Origin of the sequence: Streptomyces sp. IMTB 2501 (genome assembly GCF_001953885.1) — a bacterium.
Lineage (GTDB): Bacteria > Actinomycetota > Actinomycetes > Streptomycetales > Streptomycetaceae > Streptomyces.
The window spans coordinates 113,232-133,538 of record NZ_MQUS01000015.1 but is presented as its reverse complement, the minus strand read 5'-3'; the positions used below and the strand labels follow the sequence as shown (position 1 = coordinate 133,538).

20 protein-coding genes are annotated in these 20,307 nt (G+C 71.4%); 11 read left to right on the top strand and 9 right to left on the bottom strand.

Going from position 1 to position 20,307, the window contains the following annotated elements; genetic code table 11:
- Positions 1-94: 94 nt before the first annotated feature.
- The 5 genes from sigE to AV521_RS25400 all read left to right on the top strand — a co-directional run bounded on the left by sigE (position 95) and on the right by AV521_RS25400 (position 5,614).
- Positions 95-805, top strand: a complete 711-nt coding sequence (sigE, locus tag AV521_RS25420) for an RNA polymerase sigma factor SigE (protein ID WP_023546960.1) — start codon at positions 95-97, stop codon at positions 803-805.
- Positions 802-1,857 (top strand): anti-sigma factor, encoded by a 1,056-nt coding sequence (locus AV521_RS25415; protein WP_079249396.1) that lies wholly within the window; start codon positions 802-804, stop codon positions 1,855-1,857. The genes sigE and AV521_RS25415 overlap by 4 nt, the downstream gene beginning before the upstream one ends.
- A gap of 416 nt (positions 1,858-2,273) precedes the next feature.
- Entirely contained in the window at positions 2,274-4,103 is a 1,830-nt protein-coding gene (locus AV521_RS25410; protein ID WP_371917063.1) for a trypsin-like peptidase domain-containing protein, read from the top strand.
- Positions 4,104-4,189: 86 nt separating this feature from the next.
- Positions 4,190-4,651 carry a sec-independent translocase gene (locus AV521_RS25405; protein ID WP_076091009.1) on the top strand — a complete coding sequence of 154 codons (462 nt, stop codon included), beginning with the start codon at positions 4,190-4,192 and terminating at the stop codon, positions 4,649-4,651.
- Between the two features lie 297 nt (positions 4,652-4,948).
- Positions 4,949-5,614: a hypothetical protein gene (locus AV521_RS25400; protein ID WP_076091007.1), complete on the top strand. Its 666-nt coding sequence runs from the start codon at positions 4,949-4,951 to the stop codon at positions 5,612-5,614.
- A gap of 97 nt (positions 5,615-5,711) precedes the next feature.
- On the opposite strand, the gene AV521_RS25395 is transcribed toward AV521_RS25400, so the two are convergent.
- The 3 genes from AV521_RS25395 to AV521_RS25385 are packed head-to-tail and all read right to left on the bottom strand — an operon-like array spanning position 5,712 to position 8,764.
- Positions 5,712-6,845, bottom strand: a complete 1,134-nt coding sequence (locus AV521_RS25395; protein ID WP_076091005.1) for an Mrp/NBP35 family ATP-binding protein — start codon at positions 6,843-6,845, stop codon at positions 5,712-5,714.
- Positions 6,846-6,888: 43 nt separating this feature from the next.
- On the bottom strand, positions 6,889-7,485 hold the full coding sequence (locus AV521_RS25390; protein WP_076091003.1) for a DUF1003 domain-containing protein: 597 nt from the start codon (positions 7,483-7,485) through the stop codon (positions 6,889-6,891).
- On the bottom strand, positions 7,475-8,764 hold the full coding sequence (locus tag AV521_RS25385) for a magnesium transporter MgtE N-terminal domain-containing protein (protein ID WP_076091001.1): 1,290 nt from the start codon (positions 8,762-8,764) through the stop codon (positions 7,475-7,477). Before AV521_RS25385 ends, AV521_RS25390 begins: the two co-directional genes overlap by 11 nt.
- 238 nt (positions 8,765-9,002) lie before the next feature.
- Between AV521_RS25385 and AV521_RS25380 the strand changes: the two genes are divergently transcribed.
- Positions 9,003-9,746 (top strand): hypothetical protein, encoded by a 744-nt coding sequence (locus AV521_RS25380; RefSeq protein ID WP_179023378.1) that lies wholly within the window; start codon positions 9,003-9,005, stop codon positions 9,744-9,746.
- 24 nt (positions 9,747-9,770) lie between these two features.
- Here the strand turns inward: AV521_RS25380 and AV521_RS25375 are convergent, their stop codons facing one another.
- Positions 9,771-10,286 (bottom strand): hypothetical protein, encoded by a 516-nt coding sequence (locus tag AV521_RS25375; protein WP_076090999.1) that lies wholly within the window; start codon positions 10,284-10,286, stop codon positions 9,771-9,773.
- A gap of 24 nt (positions 10,287-10,310) precedes the next feature.
- Positions 10,311-11,435 (bottom strand): magnesium and cobalt transport protein CorA, encoded by a 1,125-nt coding sequence (locus AV521_RS25370; RefSeq protein WP_076090997.1) that lies wholly within the window; start codon positions 11,433-11,435, stop codon positions 10,311-10,313.
- 483 nt (positions 11,436-11,918) lie between these two features.
- Between AV521_RS25370 and AV521_RS25365 the strand changes: the two genes are divergently transcribed.
- Positions 11,919-12,503, top strand: coding sequence for a suppressor of fused domain protein (locus AV521_RS25365; RefSeq protein WP_076090995.1), 585 nt, complete (start codon positions 11,919-11,921; stop codon positions 12,501-12,503).
- Positions 12,504-12,579: 76 nt separating this feature from the next.
- Here the strand turns inward: AV521_RS25365 and AV521_RS49415 are convergent, their stop codons facing one another.
- Positions 12,580-12,750, bottom strand: coding sequence for a hypothetical protein (locus AV521_RS49415; protein ID WP_179023376.1), 171 nt, complete (start codon positions 12,748-12,750; stop codon positions 12,580-12,582).
- A gap of 129 nt (positions 12,751-12,879) precedes the next feature.
- Between AV521_RS49415 and AV521_RS25360 the strand changes: the two genes are divergently transcribed.
- The 3 genes from AV521_RS25360 (at position 12,880) to AV521_RS25350 (ending at position 15,257) form a co-directional block, all read left to right on the top strand.
- Positions 12,880-13,521, top strand: coding sequence for a DUF6758 family protein (locus AV521_RS25360; protein WP_076090993.1), 642 nt, complete (start codon positions 12,880-12,882; stop codon positions 13,519-13,521).
- 213 nt (positions 13,522-13,734) lie between these two features.
- Entirely contained in the window at positions 13,735-14,592 is an 858-nt protein-coding gene (locus AV521_RS25355) for a PHP domain-containing protein (protein WP_076090991.1), read from the top strand.
- 59 nt (positions 14,593-14,651) lie between these two features.
- Positions 14,652-15,257, top strand: a complete 606-nt coding sequence (locus AV521_RS25350) for a MarC family protein (protein WP_076090989.1) — start codon at positions 14,652-14,654, stop codon at positions 15,255-15,257.
- A 55-nt stretch (positions 15,258-15,312) separates the two neighbouring features.
- On the opposite strand, the gene AV521_RS49410 is transcribed toward AV521_RS25350, so the two are convergent.
- Entirely contained in the window at positions 15,313-15,465 is a 153-nt protein-coding gene (locus AV521_RS49410) for a hypothetical protein (RefSeq protein ID WP_179023374.1), read from the bottom strand.
- Between the two features lie 208 nt (positions 15,466-15,673).
- Between AV521_RS49410 and AV521_RS25345 the strand changes: the two genes are divergently transcribed.
- On the top strand, positions 15,674-16,579 hold the full coding sequence (locus AV521_RS25345; protein WP_107481008.1) for an NYN domain-containing protein: 906 nt from the start codon (positions 15,674-15,676) through the stop codon (positions 16,577-16,579).
- Here the strand turns inward: AV521_RS25345 and AV521_RS25340 are convergent.
- Complete coding sequence (locus AV521_RS25340) at positions 16,576-17,457, bottom strand: alpha/beta fold hydrolase (protein ID WP_079249395.1); 882 nt, start codon at positions 17,455-17,457, stop codon at positions 16,576-16,578. The genes AV521_RS25345 and AV521_RS25340 overlap by 4 nt on opposite strands.
- A gap of 179 nt (positions 17,458-17,636) precedes the next feature.
- Positions 17,637-20,114: a DEAD/DEAH box helicase gene (locus AV521_RS25330; protein WP_371917064.1), complete on the bottom strand. Its 2,478-nt coding sequence runs from the start codon at positions 20,112-20,114 to the stop codon at positions 17,637-17,639.
- Between the last annotated feature and the right edge of the window lie 193 nt (positions 20,115-20,307).

Below are 20,307 nucleotides of genomic sequence, written 5' to 3'. Positions count from 1 at the left end.
GGAGCTAACGGGCGAGGTGGCTATGGTAGGGGCTCCACTGGACACCACCAGAGCCGACAGGGGAGGTGCGGCTGCGCCCGGGGATCGGGGTGGAGTGCTGCGGCGCTTCCTCGGGTCGGCGGGCAGGCCGAAATCCGTGACCGACACCGCTGCTGACCACCACGCCGGTCTCGCCGCAGGCGAGGCCCAGACCGCGACCTTCTCCACCGACGCGGACGGGCAGGCGTGGACTCCGCCCACGTGGGAGGAGATCGTCAGCACCCACAGTGCCCGGGTCTACCGCCTCGCCTACCGCCTGACCGGAAACCAGCACGACGCCGAGGACCTCACCCAGGAGGTCTTCGTCCGTGTCTTCCGCTCCCTGTCGACGTACTCGCCGGGCACCTTCGAGGGCTGGCTGCACCGCATCACCACGAACCTCTTCCTGGACATGGTCCGGCGCAAGCAGCGCATCCGCTTCGACGCCCTCGGCGAGGACGCGGCCGAGCGCCTGGCCAGCCGCGAGCCCACCCCGCAGCAGCTCTTCAACGACGCGCACTTCGACGCCGACGTCCAGCAGGCCCTGGACACCCTCGCGCCCGAGTTCCGCGCCGCCGTCGTCCTGTGCGACATCGAGGGTCTGTCGTACGAGGAGATCGCCGCGACCCTCGGCGTGAAGCTCGGCACGGTCCGCTCCCGTATCCACCGTGGCCGCTCCCAGCTCCGCAAGGCCCTCGCACACCGGTCCCCGGAGGCGCGCGCGGCCGAGCGGCGCTCCTTCCTGACCCGTGTCCCCGCTCTGGGGGGAGGGGGCGCGACCGCGTGAGTGGATCACGGCCGAAACCTGCGGAGGCGCACCTCGCAGAGCAGCACCTGGGAGACCGGCTCTCCGCCCTGGTGGACGGAGAGCTCGGTCATGAGTCGCGTGAGCGGGTCCTCGCGCACCTGGCCACCTGTGCCCGGTGCAAGGCGGAGGCGGACGCCCAGCGCCGACTGAAGAACGTGTTCGCGGAGACGGCCCCGCCGCCGCCCTCGGAGAGTCTGCTGGCCCGCCTCCAGGGCCTGCCCGGAGGAGGCGACCTGGACGGCGACGGCATGTCACCGCCCGGGGGCGGACCCTTCGGACACAGCTCCGACGACGAGACGGCAACGGCCGCCGGTGCCTCCGGCGCCTTCGGTGTCTTCGGCGTCTTCGGGGTGAGGCGAGGCGACCGCTTCGCGTTCGGGTACGTCCCCGCCGGCCCGCACGGCCCGGAGAGCCCCGTCCCCGCCGCCGAGGAGCGCGGCTTCCGCATCCACCCCGTCGGCCGCCCGGACGACGGTCGCTCCGCCTCGCGCGGGCTGCGGTTCGCCGTGGCCGCCGCCGGAGCCGTGTCGCTGGCTGCGGTCGCCCTGGGCAGCATGGCGACCGCCATCCCCGGTGACACCAGCGCGGACGCCCGCGGCGGCAGCGGCACCGGCAGCAACGTGATCCCGGCGCGCTCGGCCGGCACGGGCGCGGGCACCGCCGCCACACCCGACGGCCAGCGCCGTCGCGTGGTGGGGCCGCTGCTCGCCCAGGGCGGCACCCAGCTCGGACAGACACTGGCCGTCCCGACGTCGATGTCCGCACCGCTGGTACCAGGACTGCCGTCCCCCGGCACGCATCAGGATCAGGCCCAGCGCAATGCCATGCGTGGCCTCACCACACCGGTCATGGCCGGCGCGGCCGCCGTCTCCCCGCTGATACGCCCGCTCGACGACACCGTGGTCTACCCCCTCAACGCCTGGTCCACGTTCCCCGGAGTGACCGGCTCCGGCCTGCTGACCGCCCCCGTCCCCGACCCCGCCACCCCCACTCCCTCATCGTCTGCCTCCGTACCCCACCAGACGCCCTGACCGGCCACTTCGCCACGGCCCGCGAACCTGGTTGAATCCTGTGAGGGCAGTTCCCGCGGCGATGCCCCGGGGGCGCATTCGACGCTCCGTGGCCGCCGCAGAACCGCGCGACCACGGCCAGCTGTGGGGAGAGCATGAGCAAGGGCAACCGTGTCCCACCGGGGGAAGAACCGGAGGGGCCGGAGGGAGCGGCGGGGGTGACGCCGGCACCGGCCGACCGGACCGACGCCGCGGAGCAGGTGAGCGCCGGGCGGGGAGGAATGCCCAGCGGTGTCGAGCCGTCGACGGCTGAGCCGACGGAATCCGAGAGGACGGATTCCGGGCCGGTGGATTCCGGGCCGGCGGACTTCGAGCCGACGGGTTCGCAGGCGACGGATTTCGAGCGGACTGGCTCCGGGCGGGAGGTATCCGAGCCGATGGATTCCGAGTCGGTGGATCCCGGGTCGGCAGACTTCGAGTTGGCGCGTCCGGTACCTGGGGCCGAGCCCGTGCGGCCGCCCGAGGTGGAGACGGCCGGGCCCAGGAGCGCTGAGGCGGAGAGTGCCGCGGTGAGCGAGGCCGAGGCCATGGAGGCCGAGGCCATGAGCGACGGGGACTTCGAGCTGGCCAAGCCGGTGTCGGGGCCGACGGGTGGGGCCGAGGCGGCCGAGAGCGCAGCGGCCGGTGTGCCGTCCGAGCCCGGAGAAACGGCCTGGGCGGCCCCCACCGAGCGGCCGAAGCCCTTGCACGACCCCGATCCCTACAGCACTCCGCCGTACGGCGAGCCGGGTCCCTGGGCCCCCGCACCGCCCGTACAGCACCCGGCGGCCACCCCGGCCCAGGGCACGCCCATGCCCGCCCCCACGGCTCCCCCGGGGCCGGGACCCGTGGCCTCGGCACCTAGGGTTCCCGCCCCCGCACCGGGAGCTCCCGCGCCCGTACCCGGGCCGCACGCCCCCGCCCCCGGCGGACCCATGGCAGCCCCCGGCGCCCCCACCGCCGTCGGTCCCGCCCCCCTGGGCGCACCGTCATCGCCGGAGTCGGCAGGGGATTCGTCGCGGCGTTATGACCCCTGGGCCGCTGGTTCGCCCGTGGAGCAGGCAGGGGCGTTGCAGCAGAGCGGGGGTGAGGGGCTGGCGGCGGATGTGCGGCGTGGCCGGCGGGCGCGGCGGTTCGTGGTGGTGTGGAGTCTGGTGATCGCCCTTGTTTCCGCGGGTATCGGTGGGGTCGTCGGGGCCTATGTCGAGCGGGAGGGGCTGGGCGGCGATGTTCGGCTGCCGCAGGCAGGGCGTGTGCCTGCCGGGCGGGCGCCGGACAGTGTGGCCGGGATAGCCGCCCGGGCCCTGCCCAGTGTCGTGACCCTGCATGTCACCGGGACCGATCAGGAGGACACCGGTACGGGCTTCGTGCTCGACGCCCAGGGGCACATCCTCACGAACAACCATGTCGTCGCGCCCGCCGGATCGGACGGCGGGATAACGGTGACCTTCAGCAGCGGTGACACCGTCAAGGCCACGGTGGTGGGTCACGACAGCGGTTACGACCTCGCCGTCGTCCAGGTCAACGGTGTCGACGGGCTCACCCCGCTGCCCCTCGGCAACTCCGACGACGTCCGGGTCGGTGACCCCGTCGTCGCCATCGGCGCCCCCTTCGACCTCGCCAACACCGTCACCTCCGGCATCATCAGCGCCAAGGAGCGGCCGATCACGTCCGGCGGGGACAAGGGCGACGGGAGCGACGTCAGCTACGTCGACGCGTTGCAGACCGACGCGCCCATCAACCCCGGCAACTCCGGCGGTCCTCTGCTCGACTCCCGGGCCCAGGTGATCGGCATCAACTCCGCCATCCGCTCCGCCGACGGCGGCTCCGGCTCGGACGGCAGCGAGGCCGGTTCCATCGGTCTCGGCTTCGCCATCCCGGTGAACCAGGCCAAGCGCGTCGCCGAGGAACTGATCAACGACGGCCACGCGACCCACCCCGTGATCGGCGTCACCCTCGACATGTCGTACACCGGCGACGGCGCCCGTATCGACAGCAAGAGCGCGAACGGCGGCCCCGCCGTGGCCCGGGGCGGCCCCGGTGAGCGGGCCGGACTCAAGGCGGGCGATGTCATCACCGACGTCGACGGGCAGCCCGTGCACACGGCCGAGGAGCTGATCGTCAAGATCCGCACCCACCGGCCCGGCGACTCACTGCGGCTGACCCTACGGCGCGGTGGCACCGACCAGCAGGTCACGCTCCGGCTGGGCGCGGCGGAACAGAACTGACACAAGTCTCACCTCGGGACGGTACCGATCGGACAGGAACGCCGGGTACCGTTGAGCGACCGAGGACATCGCAATGGGAGCGTCAGGTGTTCAATGACATAGGGCCACTGGAGCTGCTGACGATCGTGGTGATCGCCGTGCTCGTCTTCGGTCCGGACAAGCTCCCGAAGGTCATCCAGGACGTGACGCGCACGATCCGGAAGATCCGCGAGTTCTCGGAGAGCGCCAAGCAGGACATCCGTAGCGAACTGGGCCCGGAATTCAAGGACTTCGAGTTCGAGGACCTCAACCCCAAGACGTTCATCCGCAAGCAGCTGGACAACGACGACCTGGGGCTGAAGGAGATCCGCAACGGATTCGACCTGAAGCAGGAGATGGCCGAGGTCACCGACGCCGTCAACGTTCGCGAAAGCGAGGCGTCCGCGTCCGCCGCGTCCTCGGGTTCCTCGTCCTCGGGTTCCGCCTCCTCGGGGCGCGTGGACATGACCAAGAAGCCCGAGGAGCTGGGCAAGGACGAGCGACCGCCGTTCGACGCCGACGCCACCTGATTCCGTACGCGCGCCATCTGCTCCGCACGTGATGCTGTACGCCCCCTGAGCCCTGCCTGCACCCGGTCGGCGCCGACACGCTCACATGGGCGTATGCCGCGCACGTGAGGCATTTCATAGCACGGGCCCGTCGCACACGGCCCGAACAGGCCGTTCATACGACTCACGCATCCAGCGCCTGCCCTGAGGCTCTCACCGGTGTGGATATGCTGCCGAGTTGTTGTGCGGACCGGACGACTACGCCCGAAGGGGGGCGGGCCACCCCGGTCCGACGAGAGCGAGGAGGCGTCCGAGCAGATGGAGACGACGAGTCGGGTGGGCGCGCAGGCCCCGGCCGCGGTGGATGGGCAGCAGCTGCCCTCCGCCCGGCGTACGATCGACGGTTACCTGCAGGCGCCCTTCCCGTGGTACGGCCTCGACGAGGCGTTCACCGGGCAGCGCTGGCTGATGCAGGTCGGTACGGCGGCCGACGGCGCCGTCGAGCACGGTTCGATCGGGCACGGGGACGAGCCCTCCGTACGGGGCGAGGCCGGCTCCGCCGGGGAGCCGCGGGAGAAGTTCGCGGTGGTCGTGACCGTCGCCGCGCAGCCGTCGCGGAGGAGCGCCGACGGTACGGGGCTGCTGGAGGCCACCTCGGTCTCCTCGGCCGCGTGGCTGGCCGGGGTGGGGCTGCTGACGCTCACCTGGCCCGGGCAGATGGACCACACGCTGCGGGACGACTGGCTGGAACAGCAGACGGAGACGGCGTGGGCCCTGGCCGACGATCTGGAGGGGCCGGAGTGGTCCAAGCTGTCCCTTCCCGTGGACGGGGTCGCGGCTTCCTTCTACTACCGGGAGTCCGAGTTCGGGTGGGTGCTCGCCGGTACGACGGAGGCCGGGGTGCACCTGGGGGCGTACGGGCGCGGCATGAGCGCGTACGGGCTTGGGTTCGCCGTGGTGAAGGACATCGCCGCTTACGCATGATGAAGAGGCGCTGATTCGTTTCGGCGCCCCTTCGCCGTAGGACCGGTCGCCCTCTGCTGAAGAGTCCTCTGCTGAAGAGTCCTCCGCTGAAGAGTTCTCAGAACTTGTTCTTCGGGGTGATCCCCAGCGACAGGCCCGAAAGACCCCGCTGCCGTCCCCCCAGCTTCCCGGCGATAGCCCTCAGCGCGCTGCCCGCCGGGGAGTCGGGGTCGGTCAGGACCACCGGCTTGCCCTCGTCGCCGCCCTCGCGGAGGCGGACGTCGATCGGGATGTTGCCGAGGACCGGGACCGTCGTACCCGTGGTGCGGGTGAGGCCGTCGGCGACCTGCTGGCCGCCGCCCGTGCCGAAGACGTCGACCATCTCGCCGCAGTGCGGGCAGGGCAGGCCGGACATGTTCTCGACCACGCCGACGATCTTCTGGTGGGTCTGGACGGCGATGGAACCGGCGCGCTCGGCGACCTCGGCCGCCGCCTGCTGGGGCGTGGTCACGACCAGGATCTCGGCGTTCGGGACCAGCTGGGCCACGGAGATCGCGATGTCACCGGTGCCGGGCGGGAGGTCCAGCAGCAGAACGTCCAGGTCGCCCCAGTACACGTCCGCCAGGAACTGCTGGAGAGCGCGGTGGAGCATCGGGCCGCGCCAGACCACCGGGGCGTTGCCCGGGGTGAACATGCCGATGGAGATGACCTTCACGCCGTTCGCCGACGGCGGCATGATCATGTTCTCGACCTGGGTGGGACGGCCGTCCGCGCCCAGCATGCGCGGCACGCTGTGGCCGTAGATGTCGGCGTCGACGACGCCCACCTTGAGGCCGTCGGCGGCCATGGCTGCCGCCAGGTTCACCGTCACCGAGGACTTGCCGACACCGCCCTTGCCGGAGGCGACCGCGTAGACCCGGGTCAGGCTGCCGGGCTTGGCGAAGGGGACCTCGCGCTCCGCCTGGCCGCCGCGCAGGGCGGTCGCCAGCTCCTTGCGCTGCTCGTCGCTCATCACGTCCAGCGTGACGTCGACGCGGGTGACGCCCTCGACCCGGGAGACCGCCTCGGTGACGCGCTGGGTGATGGTGTCGCGCATGGGGCAGCCGGAGACCGTCAGGTACACGGTGACCGCGACCGCGCCGTCCTCCCCGATCTCCACCGATTTGACCATCCCCAGTTCGGTGATGGGTCGGTTGATCTCGGGGTCGTTCACCGTCGCCAGTGCCTCGCGCACCGCGTCTTCCGTAGCCATAAGCACGATGGTACGGCGCCGAGAGGGGCCTTCGGGATGCCCCTCAGCGGTCGTCTGTGTCACGTCGCGGAGACCGTTCTGACCGTTCCGCCGGGAATACGACATGCCCGTCGTGACGCCGTCGGTCCTCCAGCTCCTTGACCAGGTCCTGCAGCTCCGAGCGGATCCAGTCGCGGGTCGCGACCTCGCCGAGGCCCATGCGCAGCGCGGCGATCTCCCGGGTCAGGTACTCGGTGTCGGCGATGGACCGCTCGTTCTGCTTGCGGTCCTGCTCCAGATTGACCCGGTCGCGGTCGTCCTGCCGGTTCTGCGCGAGCAGGATCAGCGGGGCAGCGTAGGCCGCCTGGAGGGACAGGGCCAGGTTCATGAAGATGAACGGATACGGGTCGAACCGCAGATAGGCCGGTGCGCTCGTGTTCCAGATCACCCATGTGACCAGAATGACGGACATTCCCCCCAGGAACCGCCCGGTGCCCAGGAAGCGCGCGACGTGCTCCGACAGTCGGCCGAAGGCCTCCGGGTCCCACTCGGGCAGGACCCTGGGGCGGGGCGGGCTCGGCTGGTCCAGCCGGGGCGTGCGGGACCGGGTGGCGGCCGTGGCGCCCGCCGGTGTGCGCTCGCGGGTGCGCTCAGGAGCCATGAGCGGTCGCCCCCTCTCCTTCGTCCAGGTGGAACTCGTTCTCCCGCCAGTCCTCCGGCAGCATGTGGTCCAGCACGTCGTCCACGGTCACCGCGCCCAGCAGCGACCCGGCCTCGTCCACCACGGGCGCGGCCACCATGTCGTACGTGGCGAAGAACCCGGCGATGACGGGGAGGGCGGCGTCCGGGGCCAGCGTTTGCAGATCCTCGTCCACGAGGGAGCTGACCAGGGTGTACGGGGGATCGCGCAGCAGCCGCTGGAAGTGGACCGTGCCCAGGTACTTGCCGGTCGGGGTCTCGTCGGGCGGGCGGCAGACATAGACCTGGGCGGCGAGCGCGGGGGAGAGGTCGGGGTTGCGGACCCTTGCGAGCGCGTCGGCGACCGTGGCGTCCGGGCGCAGCACGATCGGCTCGGTGGTCATCAGGCCGCCGGCCGTGTGCTCCTCGTACGACATCAGGCGGCGCATGTCGGCCGCGTCGGCCGGCTGCATCAGGCTCAGCAGCCGCTCCTTGTCGTCCTCGGGCAGCTCGGACAGCAGGTCGGCCGCGTCGTCGGGGTCCATGGCCTCCAGGACGTCCGCCGCGCGCTCCTCCTTCAGCTTGCCGAGGATCTCGATCTGGTCGTCCTCGGGGAGTTCCTCAAGTACGTCGGCCAGGCGGTCGTCGTCGAGCGCGGCGGCGACCTCGGCGCGCCGCTTGGCGGAGAGGTGGTGCAGGACGTTGGCGAGGTCGGCGGGGCGCAACTGCTCGAAGGTGGCGAGCAGGCTCTCGGCCCCCTGTCCGTGTTCCTCCAGGGAGAACCCGGTGACGGCGGACCAGTCGGCGGTCAGCGTCTCACCCCTGGCCCGCCGGAAGGCGGTCGCCTTCTTCCCCTTGCGGAGGAAGACGCGGTCGACCTCCCAGTCCCGGCGGGCGGGCAGCTGCTGCACGGACACGTCGAGGACGGTGACCTCCTCGCCGGTCTCCACCAGCTTCACGCGCCGGTCCAGCAGCTCCCCGAAGACCAGCCGCTCGGTGGGCCGCTGCTCGAAGCGCCGGACGTTCATCACGCCGGTGGTGATGACCTGTCCGGACTCGACACCGGTGACCCGGGTCATGGGCAGGAAGATACGGCGCCGGGTGGCCAGCTCGACGACCAGCCCGAGCAGTCGCGGGGGTCTGCGGCCCACGCGCAGCATCACGACCAGATCGCGCACACGGCCCACCTGGTCGCCGCTCGGGTCGAAGGCGGGGACCCCGGCGAGGTGCGAGACGAAGATCCGGGGGGCGCCGGCTGCCATGGCTGTGCTTCCTCTGCTGACGTGACCTGGGAATCGCCCCTTTCTGGGGTGTTCCGCTTTCTTTGTAAATAGATCGGTGAATTGCTCGGATTTGCTCGCTCGGGTGCGCTTCAGGCTAGCCCTTACCGGTCGGATACGCCCTGGTGGGCGGTCCGGACGGACTGACTCCGCCGGGCGGCCGGGGCACCGGTACGCTGCCGTACGCCGCTCAGGAACCCTCAGAAAGGCAGCGCTCTCTGTGACTGCGATTCCCCAGGGCCGTACCCGCCGGGCCGCGCGGGCGACCGCCCTGTGCGCACTGGCCATGACCGGGGTGGCGGTGCTGACGGCGTGCGGGGGCGGTGATCCGGACGCGGGCACCAACGGCGTGGGCAAGCTGCCGGCCGACAAGATCCAGGCGAAGACACAGGCGGCGGCCTCGTCGGCGTCGGCGGTACGGCTGTCCGGGACCGTGGTCACCAGCGGCCGTACGTACCAGCTGGACATGCAGCTCAAGGCCGACGGCGGGACCGGCTCGGTGACCTCGAAGGGGGCGACCTTCAAGCTGCTGCGGGTCGGCGAGCAGCTGTACCTGAAGGCCGACGCGGACTTCTGGAACCAGGCCGGCGGCCAGGGCGCCGACGCATCCGGCACATTGAACGGCAAGTACGTGAAGGTGCCGCAGGGCGATCCCGCGTACAAGAAGTTCAGCGGCTTCACGGACAAGGACGTCCTCCTTGAGGGACTGCTCTCACTGCATGGCACGTTGGCGACGGACGGCCATCACGACGACGCGGGTACCCGCACCATCCGCATCACCGGCGACAAGGGCTCCGGCGGCAGCCTCGACGTCTCCCTGGAGGGCACCCCGTATCCGCTCCGCCTGGTCCGTGCCGGCGGAGCAGGCACGCTCAGCTTCTCCGACTGGGGCAAGGACTTCGCCGTGGCCCAGCCCGCGAAGGACGAGACCGTCGACTACGGCAAGCAGCTGCCGGCGTCGTAGCGGTACGTTTCTCCGCCCCCGGAGTTACCGAGCCTTCCGGCGCTTCACCAGCAGCTTCGGCAGGCCCGCAGGCACCGGTCTGCGGGTGGTCGCAGCAGTCGCGACCGGAGCCTGAGCCAGGCTGCCGTCAGGCAACGGAACCGCGGACCCCGCCGGAGCCAGGCGCAGCACCCGGCATTCGCGTGCCCAGCGGGCCGGCATCTGTTCGCCGTCGGGGGCGTTCAGGCGCTTGCCCTTCAGCTCGGCGACGGCCGCCTCCCACTCGGCCGAACCGGCGGGCAGCTCGGACACGGCCGTAGGGAACGTCACCAGCCGGCCGCCCTTGTCCTTGCTGCGCACGGTCACCTCGGCGGTGCCCCCGTCGACCAGCCCCTCCAGCGGCTGCTCACCGGGGCCGTCCCCGACCAGGCACACCGCGCCCTCGTGCCACACGTGCCACAGCGCACGCGCGGCCGAGGTGCCCGCGCCCCTGACCCAGATGAGGCCGGACTTCTTCGCGGCCTCCTCGATGAGGGCCCGCCCCAGCAGCTCGCTCGTCATGTGCCCAGCCTATCCAGCGCCTGCTCACAGCCAGCCGTTGCGCTTGAGCACCCGGTGGATGCCGACGCACATGGCGATGGTGAGGCTCAGGACGAGCGGGTAGCCGTATTTCCAGTGCAGCTCCGGCATGTGGTCGAAGTTCATGCCGTACACACCGGTCACCATCGTCGGTACGGCGATGATCGCGGCCCAGGCGGTGATCTTGCGCATGTCCTCGTTCTGCGCGACGGACGCCTGCGCGAGGTTGGCCTGGAGGATGGAGTTGAGGAGTTCGTCGAATCCCAGCACCTGCTCCTGGACCCGGGCGAGGTGGTCGGCGACGTCCCGGAAGTACTTCTGGATGTCCGGGTCGACCAGCCGCATCGGCCGCTCGCTCAGCAACTGCATCGGGCGCAGCAGCGGTGCCACCGCGCGCTTGAACTCCAGCACCTCACGCTTGAGTTGGTAGATCCGCGCCGAGTCCACACCACGGGACACTCCGCCCTTGCGGCCCGGCGAGAAGACCTCGGTCTCCACGTCGTCGATGTCGTCCTGCACCGCGTCGGCGACCGCGATGTAGCCGTCCACGACATGGTCGGCGATGGCGTGCAGCACCGCCGAGGGGCCCTTGGCCAGCAGCTCCGGGTCGTCCTGCAGCCTGTACCTGAGGGCCCTGAGGGAGCCCTGGCCGCCGTGCCGGACGGTGATGAAGAAGTCCCGGCCGGTGAAGCACATCACCTCGCCGGTCTCGACGACCTCACTGTTGGCGGTGAGCCGGTCGTGCTCGACGTAGTGGATGGTCTTGAAGACGGTGAAGAGCGAGTCGTCGTACCGCTCCAGCTTGGGCCGCTGGTGGGCCTGCACCGCGTCCTCCACGGCCAGCGGGTGCAGCCCGAACTCGCTGGCGATACCGGCGAATTCGGCCTCGGTCGGCTCGTGCAACCCGATCCACACGAAGCCGCCGTCCCGGCGCACCAGCCGCATCGCCTCGTGCGGGCTGAGCGGCTTGTCGCGCTGGACGCGGGTGCCGTCGCGGTAGACGGCGCAGTCCACGACGGCCGAGGGCGTGCCGGGGTCACGGGTGGTGTCGTACGACGCCGTGCTCGCGTTCTTGCGCAGCGAGACACGGGACGGACGGACCGCGGCGCGCAGATCGCGGATCATCGACATGGGCAGGCTCCTTCGCGACAGGCAACGAAAGACCGCACGGCAACGGGTGGAACCACCCGGAATGGGGACGTCCTGACTGCGGAGGTTCGGCACGTCCACAAAGCGGGGAGCACCGCTCCGTCGCGGTGGCGACTTCGCTACTGATGCGGAACTGATTCAGATCAGGCAGATCGAGCGATCAGACGGATCTGGCAAAGCGAAAAGAAGTGCTCTTCCGATGGGCGATACGCACGGAGAGGCGGCAGTCGGCCAGAGCAGCCAGTGAGCTGGATCAGCGGGCGGAAGAGCGAGTGGTACTGCACGGTCGACTTCGATCCATGACAGCCCCACCTCCTCCGGCCGGTCCCTCGTAAGGGAGTCCCTCGTGTCGGGACTTGACAAGCACGCCAGGCGTGCCGCCCCGAACCACCGGCTCAGCGTAGCAGTCGCCCGAACTGTCAAGGCGCCGCTTTGCCCGCACCTGACGAGTTCTATGCTCGCGGCATGGTTGATGTTCTTCCTCTGGTCGAGGCACGGTTGACCACCGCGCTGGGCGCACCGGACGCGCGCGCCGCCGTCACCTTCCTCGGCACGGACCGCATCGAGGTGCTCCGGTTCCAGGAGGGGGACGTCCTGCGGTACGCCACCCTCGGCATGTCCGCGCACCCCATGGCGGACCCCACCGCGGTGCTCGCCGACCCGGTCAAGGGTCCCCGTGCCGAGCTGGTCCTGTCCGTCCGCGCGGGCCTCGCCGACACCGACAAGGTGCTCCGTCCGCTCGCCGTACTGGCCGCTTCCCCGCAGGTGGAGGGCCTGATCGTGACACCCGGCGCCTCCTTGGACGTAGGTGACCCGCTGTGGCCCGGCGCACCCTTCAGCTCGGTCCTGGTGGGCGAGCCCGGCGGCCTGGTCGAGGACCTGGAGCTGGACGACCCGATGGAGCCCGTACGGTTCCTGCCGCTGCTGCCGATGACCCCGAACGAGGCCGCCTGGAAGCGGGTGCACGGCGCCCAGGCCCTCCAGGAGCGCTGGCTCGCGAACGGAACGGACCTGAGGGATCCCGCCCGCAAGTCCGTCCCGCTGGACTGACCGCTGGACTGACCGCGGGGCGAGCGCCGGGCGAGCACGGACGTGAGCAAGCTCACCAAACCCCGGCCGCGATCGGTCAGTTGGCAAGGGCGCCGACGCGGTCCTCGGCGGCGTGCTTCGACTCCAGCCCCTCCATGTCGTGTGTGAGGGCCCTGCGCCGTACGGCGGCCACGAGCCGGCCGGCGGCATCGCGACGGCGGCCGCCGGCCGTGGCCCCGACCGCCTTGGGCTGTCCCGGAAGATCCATGCGTTCTCCCCGAATGAGCCGGTTCGGCCAATAGGTGCAATGTGCATGCGCTTCGGCGCGGTCGGGGGTTCCGTCCGGACGGGTGATCGTCCTTGACGTGGACGAGCAGGGGTAGGACCGTGGAGCCCTATGAGGGGCGAACCCAGTTGCCCGAGGTGCGGTGGCCGGGTCAGGGCGCCCGGTCTCTTCGCCGATTCGTGGCAGTGCGACGTGCACGGCACGGTGTATCCGCTGCAGGCCGTGATCCCGCCCAGCGTCGAAGCCCTCGGTGCCGTGGTGCACCGCACCCACGTACCGGTGTGGATGCCCTGGCCGCTGCCGGTCGGCTGGCTCTTCACGGGAGTGGCCTACGCGGGCGACGACCGCAGCGGTGGCCGTGCGACCGCCGTCGCCTGCTCCGGGCCCGGCCCGCTCGGCGGCCCCGGTGAACTCATCCTGGTCGCCGAGGAACTCGGCGTCGGCCTCGGCGCGCGGTACGCGGGCATCGACGGACCCGACCCGGGGCCGTACATGAACATCGAGAAGCCGCCCCAGGCCAAGGTCCTCGCCGCCGGCCGCCCGACCCCGCTCTGGCATGTCTACCGCACCCCCGACGACCGTGCGGTCTTCGCCGGCGAGGCGCTCGGGATGTGGCTCTGGGCGGTGATGTGGCCCGAGCAGTCGGGCCTGCTCATGTATGACGAGCTGGTCCTGACGGATCTGCGGGACGCCGGGGCGGAGCTGGATCTGGTGCCGTGCGGGGCGTTGTCGCCGCGCTTGCTTCGGCCGTAGCGCCCGCGGGGTGCCGGGTTCCGTCGTGTCGGCGGCCGCGGGTTCGTTCCGGCTGCCCGCGCCCACGCGGCGGAGCCGCGTATCACCTACGGCCTCGCGCCCCTGGGCGGGTTGCGGTAGGGGGTGCTCAGTGGGTTCGGGTGTGACAAGGAGGGTGGGAAACACCGCTATCCTTAGGTGTCCCCTTCCGTGTCGCCACCGTCTGGAGTTCGCGTGCGCATCGATCTGCACTGTCACTCCACGGCCTCCGACGGTACGGACACCCCCGCCGAGCTGGTGCGCAATGCTGCCGCCGCCGGGCTGGACGTCGTAGCGCTGACCGATCACGACACCACCCGTGGGTATGCCGAGGCGATCGCCGCGCTGCCCGAGGGGCTCACGCTGGTCACCGGCGCCGAGCTGTCCTGCCGTGTCGACGGCGTCTCCATGCATCTGCTGGCCTACCTCTTCGACCCCGAGGAGCCCGCTCTGCTCGCCGAGCGCGAGCTGGTCCGGGACGACCGGGTGCCGCGGGCCCAGGCCATGATCGCCAAGCTGAACGCGCTGGACGTGCCGGTCACCTGGGAGCAGGTCGAGCGGATAGCCGCCGGCGGTTCCGTGGGGCGTCCGCATGTCGCGACCGCGCTGGTCGAGCTGGGCGTCGTACCGACCGTGAGCGACGCGTTCACCGAGGACTGGCTGGCCGACGGCGGCCGGGCCTACGTGGAGAAACACGAGACCGACCCCTTCGAGGCGATCCGGCTGGTCAAGAGCGCGGGCGGAGTCTGCGTGTTCGCGCACCCGGCCGCCGCCAAGCGCGGTCGTACGGTCCCGGAGTCCCGGATCGCGGAGATGGCCGAGGCCGGCCTGGACGGCATCGAGGTCGATCACATGGATCACGACGCCGACGCGCGCGACCGGCTGCGGGGCCTGGCCAAGGAACTGGATCTGCTGGTCACGGGCTCCTCGGACTACCACGGCAGCCGCAAGACCGTGTCCCTGGGCGCGTACACGACCGACCCCGAGGTGTACGGGGAGATCACGCGGCGGGCCACCGGGGCGTTCCCCGTCCCGGGCACCGGCGGAGCCTGAGGCCGGACCGCCTCACCCAGCCCGTACCCACCTCTTCCTGCAAGGCCTGCTGAACAACCATGTTCGACGTCGCCGTCTTCGGCTCTCTGTTCCTGACCCTTTTCGTCATCATGGATCCCCCCGGGATCACCCCGATCTTCCTCGCCCTCACCGCCGGCCGTCCGGCCAAGGTGCAGCGGCGCATGGCCTTCCAGGCCGTGTGCGTGGCGGGCGGCGTCATCGCCACGTTCGGCGTCCTGGGGCACCGGATCCTCGACTATCTGCACGTCTCCGTCCCCGCGCTGATGATCTCGGGCGGTCTGCTGCTTCTGCTGATCGCGCTGGACCTGCTCACCGGCAAGACCGATGAGCCCAAGCAGACCAAGGATGTGAACGTCGCGCTCGTCCCCCTGGGCATGCCGCTGCTGGCCGGGCCCGGTGCGATCGTGTCCGTGATCCTGGCCGTGCAGAAGGCCGGCAGCGTGTCCGCGCAGATCTCGGTGTGGTCCGCGATCCTCGCGATCCATGTCGTGCTGTGGCTGGTGATGCGTTACTCGCTGCTGATCATCCGGGTCATCAAGGACGGCGGTGTGGTGCTGGTGACGCGGCTCGCGGGCATGATGCTCTCCGCGATCGCCGTGCAGCAGATCATCAACGGGATCACTCAGGTGATCCGGGGGAGCTGAGCCCCAGTCGGCTCGGCTCCCCCGGAAAGCTTGAGTGGCGCGCTACGCGTGAGCGTTACGAGGCCTTGGTCTCGGCCGGGCGGATCCACAGGCGCTGTCCGATGGCGGCGGCCTGCTGAACGATCCGGTTGACGGAGGCGGCGTCCACGACGGTGCTGTCCACGGCGGTGCCGTCGGTCTCGTCGAGTCGCATGATTTCGAAGCGCAAGGGCTTCTCCCTTCGTCTGGTCATCCTCCTGCGGAGAACTACTTGGTGTGACACCTCGTCTCTGTGGCGTCGTACTGAGTCAACGCGCTGCACGTTACAAACATTCCCTACGCTAAAGAAATTTTTCGAACGTCTAATTACCGACCGGTCGGCACCTTGGGCGGGACCGACCGGGACCAGTTGTGTCCGCAGTGTGACCACCGGGACAATGGAGGTGATGAACGACGACCTGGCGGCCCTGGGCGCCCGCATCGACCGCACGAACGAGCTGCTGGAACGCATGCTCGCCGAGGTGGCGAAGACGCCCTCCACCCACGCGATCTTCGTCGACGCGGGGTATCTGTACGCGGCCGCCGGCCGGCTGGTCGCCGGGACCGAGGACCGGCGGGCCTTCGACCTCGACGCCGAGGGGCTGATCGAGGCCCTCATCGACCGGGCCCGCTCGGTCTTCGCGGACAGCCGTCTGCTGCGCGTCTACTGGTACGACGGCGCCCGCCGTCGCATCCACACCGCCGAGCAGCAGACCATCGCCGAACTGCCCGACGTCAAGGTCCGCCTGGGCAACCTCAACGCCAACAACCAGCAGAAGGGCGTCGATTCACTGATCCGCTCCGACCTGGAGTCCCTGGCCCGCCATCGCGCCATCAGCGACGCGGCACTCCTCGGCGGCGACGAGGACCTGGTCTCGGCGGTCGAGGCGGCGCAGGGGTACGGCGCCCGGGTCCACCTCTGGGGCATCGAGGCCCCCGACGGCCGTAACCAGGCGGAGCCGCTGCTCTGGGAGGTCGACAGCCAGCGCACCCTCGACCTCGACTTCTTCAAGCCGTACGTCTCCCGCCGCACGTCCGCCGCCTACGAGGCCGCCACCGGCACCCGTCCCACCCGCGAGGACGTCCGCTTCGTCGGCGCCCAGATCGCGGCGAAATGGCTGGCCGCCCGGGGCCGCGAGGCCCTGGCCGACCTCCTGCCCGGCCACCCCTACCTCCCCGGCTCCGTCGACCAGGACCTGCTGGTCGAGGCCGAGGGCCTGCTCCAGTACTCCCTGCGCGGCCAGGCGGACCTCCGCCGAGCCCTCAGGGACGGCTTCTGGGGGCACTTGCAGGGTCAGTACTAGCGCTCCGCGGTGGCTTGGTCCCAGAAGTCGGCGATCGCGCGGGCCGTGGGCAGGGGCTGGTCGGTGTTGGGGGAGTGCACGGCGTCCTCGATCACCGTCCGCCGTGCGGTCAGTCGTACCGCCATGTCGTCCAGCAGGGACAACGGCCAGGTGTCGTCACGCGCGCCCGACAGGACGTGGAACGGCAGCGGTACGGCGGCCAGTTCCGCGACGCGGTCCGGTTCCGTGCACAACTGGCGTCCGGTGGCCAGGAGCTGGGCGGGCTTGGTGCCCAGCCAGCGGCGCCGTAGGTCGTCCCGGTCGTCGAGACCGCCGTCGAGCGCCGCCGTCTCGGTCTCCTCGGGCGTCTCCATCGCCCGCATCGCGTCCCACACCTCCGCCATGCTCATCACCGCCAGCGCGTCCTGCAGCAGCTTCACGCGCTGCTGCTGGGGCTCCGAGATCTGCCCGGGTCCGGAGGCCATGAGGGTCAGCGAGCGAAAGGGCGCGTGGTCGAGCAGTACGGCAGCGCGCGAGATCTGCCCGCCGAGGGAGTGGCCCAGCAGATGCACCGGCTCCCCGAGCGCCTCGGCCTGCGCCAGCACGTCCCGCGCCAACTCATGCTGCGCGTAGGCGGATTCGTCGGTCGCGGGCCCGTCCGACTCGTACTGCCCGCGTCCGTCGACCGCCACGGTCCGGTACCCGCGCCGCGCGAGCGGCACATGCAGCGGATTGAAGTCCTCCTTGCTCCCGGTGAACCCCGGCAGCAACAGCGCGACGCCCCGCGCCTCGACCCCGTCGGCCACGGGAGAGTCGATGACGGCGAACTCCCCACGCGCGCTCCGCAAGGAGTACGCACGGGCACCGGGCGGCGGGACAAAGGTGGCGGGCCTGCTCATGGGGAGAGGTTATCGGGCGGCGGAGGACGGCAGGGAGGCGGCCCGGGCGGTCGCGGTGGGCGCGGCGGGGACGCGGGCCGTGTCGGGCCCTCCGCGTGCTGCCGGCCCGATCGTGGGCCGGACGTGCGACGGCCCGGCCCACTGGGAGTGGGCCGGGCCGTCGGTGACGGGGTGCCGGATCAGCCTTCGGTGACCTCGACGGCCGCCGCGGCCTTGCGGCTACGGCGCCGCGGCTTGGCCTCCGGCTCCTCGGTGGCCTGCGCCGGGATCTCCGCACCGGCCGCCGCGGCGACGGCCTTACGGGTTCGCCGCACCTTGGGCGCGGCGACCTCGGCGGCACCGTCCACCTCGGCGACGGCAGCGGCCGTCTTCCGGGTACGACGGGGCTTCGCCTCGGCTTCCGGGGCTTCGGTGGTCGCCGCGGCCGCTGCGGTCTTGCGGGTGCGGCGGGGCTTGGCCTCGGCTTCGGGGGCCTCGGTCGGCTCCGGCGCGGCGGCGGCCGTCTTGCGGGTACGGCGGGGCTTGGCCTCGGCCTCCGGGGCCTCGGCAGCCGCGGCCGTCTTCCGCGTGCGGCGCGGCTTGGCCTCCGCGCCCTCGGCGGTGTCCACAGCGGCGCCGGCAGCCGTCTTCCGGGTGCGGCGGGGCTTGGCTTCCGTGGTCTCGGCCGTGTCCGCGGCGGCCTCGGCGGCTGCCGCGGTCTTGCGGGTACGGCGCGGCTTCGCTTCGGTTTCCGGGGCTTCGGTGGTCGCCGCGGCCGCTGCGGTCTTGCGGGTGCGGCGGGGCTTGGCTTCCGTGGCTTCGGCCGTGTCCACCGCGGCCTCGGCGGCTGCCGCGGCCTTGCGCGTGCGGCGCGGCTTGGGCGCGGGGGCGGCCTCGTCCGCGTTCTCGGCCGTCGCCACGGCCGTTTCCGCGGCGGGTGCCGTCGTCTTGCGCGTGCGGCGGCGCGGCTTCGCCTCCGGTGCCTCCACTGTCGCGGTGTCGGACGCCGTCACGGTCTCCGTCACCGTCACGATCGTCTCGGCCACAGGCTCAGCCACGGCCTCGGCCACGGGCGCCGTCACCGTCGGCTCCGCCGACTTGCGGGTGCGGCGGCGGCGCGGCTCCGGGGTGTCCAGCGCGACCGGGGCCTCCACCGTGTCCACCGTCTCTACGGCAGCGGCAGCGGCCTCGGTGGTCTCGGGGGCCGGCACCTGCTGTGCCGACACCCCGCTGCGCGTACGGCGACGGCGGCGCAGGGTGCGGGGCGCCGTCGAGGACTCCTCCGCCGGGCCGGACTCGGCCGCCGGTGCCGGAGCGGTCGTGGCGGCCGGGGCGTCGGTGGTGGCGTCCAGCGGAGTGCCACCGCGCGTGCGTCGGCGTCGGCGCGGCGTACGGGACGGACGCTCGCGCTCGGCCGGGGCGGCACCGGACTCGGCGCGGCCACCGCGCCCACCCTGGCCACCGCGACCGCGCGCACCGCGGCCACCGGTCTCGCCGAGGTCCTCCAGCTCCTCCGCCTGCAGACCCGCGCGCGTTCGCTCCGAGCGCGGCAGGGTGCCCTTGGTGCCCGCGGGGATGCCGAGGTCGGAGAACAGGTGCGGGGACGACGAGTACGTCTCCACCGGGTCGTTGAAGTCCAGCTCCAGCGCCTTGTTGATCAGCTGCCAGCGCGGGATGTCGTCCCAGTCGACGAACGTGATCGCCGTACCCTTGGCGCCCGCGCGGCCCGTACGGCCGACCCGGTGCAGGTACGTCTTCTCGTCCTCTGGGGACTGGTAGTTGATGACGTGAGTCACGCCCTCGACGTCGATGCCGCGCGCGGCCACGTCGGTGCAGACCAGGACGTCGACCTTGCCATTGCGGAAGGCGCGCAGCGCCTGCTCGCGGGCGCCCTGGCCGAGGTCGCCGTGGACCGCGCCGGAGGCGAACCCGCGGCGCTGCAGCTGCTCGGCGATGTCGGCAGCCGTACGCTTCGTACGGCAGAAGATCATCGCCAGTCCGCGGCCCTCGGCCTGCAGGATGCGGGCGACCATCTCCGGCTTGTCCATGTTGTGCGCGCGGTAGACGAACTGCTTGATGTTCGCGACCGTCGCGCCCTCGTCGTCCGGCGCGGTGGCGCGGATGTGCGTGGGCCGGGACATGTAGCGGCGCGCGAGGCCGATGACCGCGCCCGGCATGGTCGCCGAGAACAGCATGGTCTGGCGCTTGACCGGCAGCATGTCGATGATCTTCTCGACGTCGGGCAGGAAGCCCAGGTCGAGCATCTCGTCGGCCTCGTCGAGGACCAGGCACTTGACGTGCTTCAGGCTCAGCTTCTTCTGGCCCGCGAGGTCGAGCAGGCGGCCCGGGGTGCCGACGACCACGTCGACGCCCTTCTTCAGGGCTTCCACCTGCGGCTCGTAGGCCCGGCCGCCGTAGATCGCGGTCACACGCACGTTACGGACCTTGCCGGCCGTCAGCAGGTCGTTGGTGACCTGGGTGCACAGCTCGCGCGTGGGGACGACGACGAGGGCCTGCGGGGCGTCCGTGAGGGCCTCGGGGGCGGCGCGTCCGGCCTCCACGTCGGCGGGGACGGTCACGCGCTCCAGGAGCGGCAGACCGAAGCCGAGGGTCTTGCCGGTGCCGGTCTTGGCCTGGCCGATGACATCCGTGCCGGACAGGGCGACGGGGAGCGTCATCTCCTGGATGGGGAAGGGGTTGATGATGCCGACGGCCTCCAGGGCCTCGGCGGTCTCGGGGAGGATTCCGAGTTCTCGAAACGTCGTAGTCAGGGTCATGCCTCTTCTGTGTGCGCGGTGCGAGGCGAGCGCGGGGGTCATGACGGACCGTGCCGGGGACGTCGGCTGCCGTACGGGCGAACCACTGGGGCAA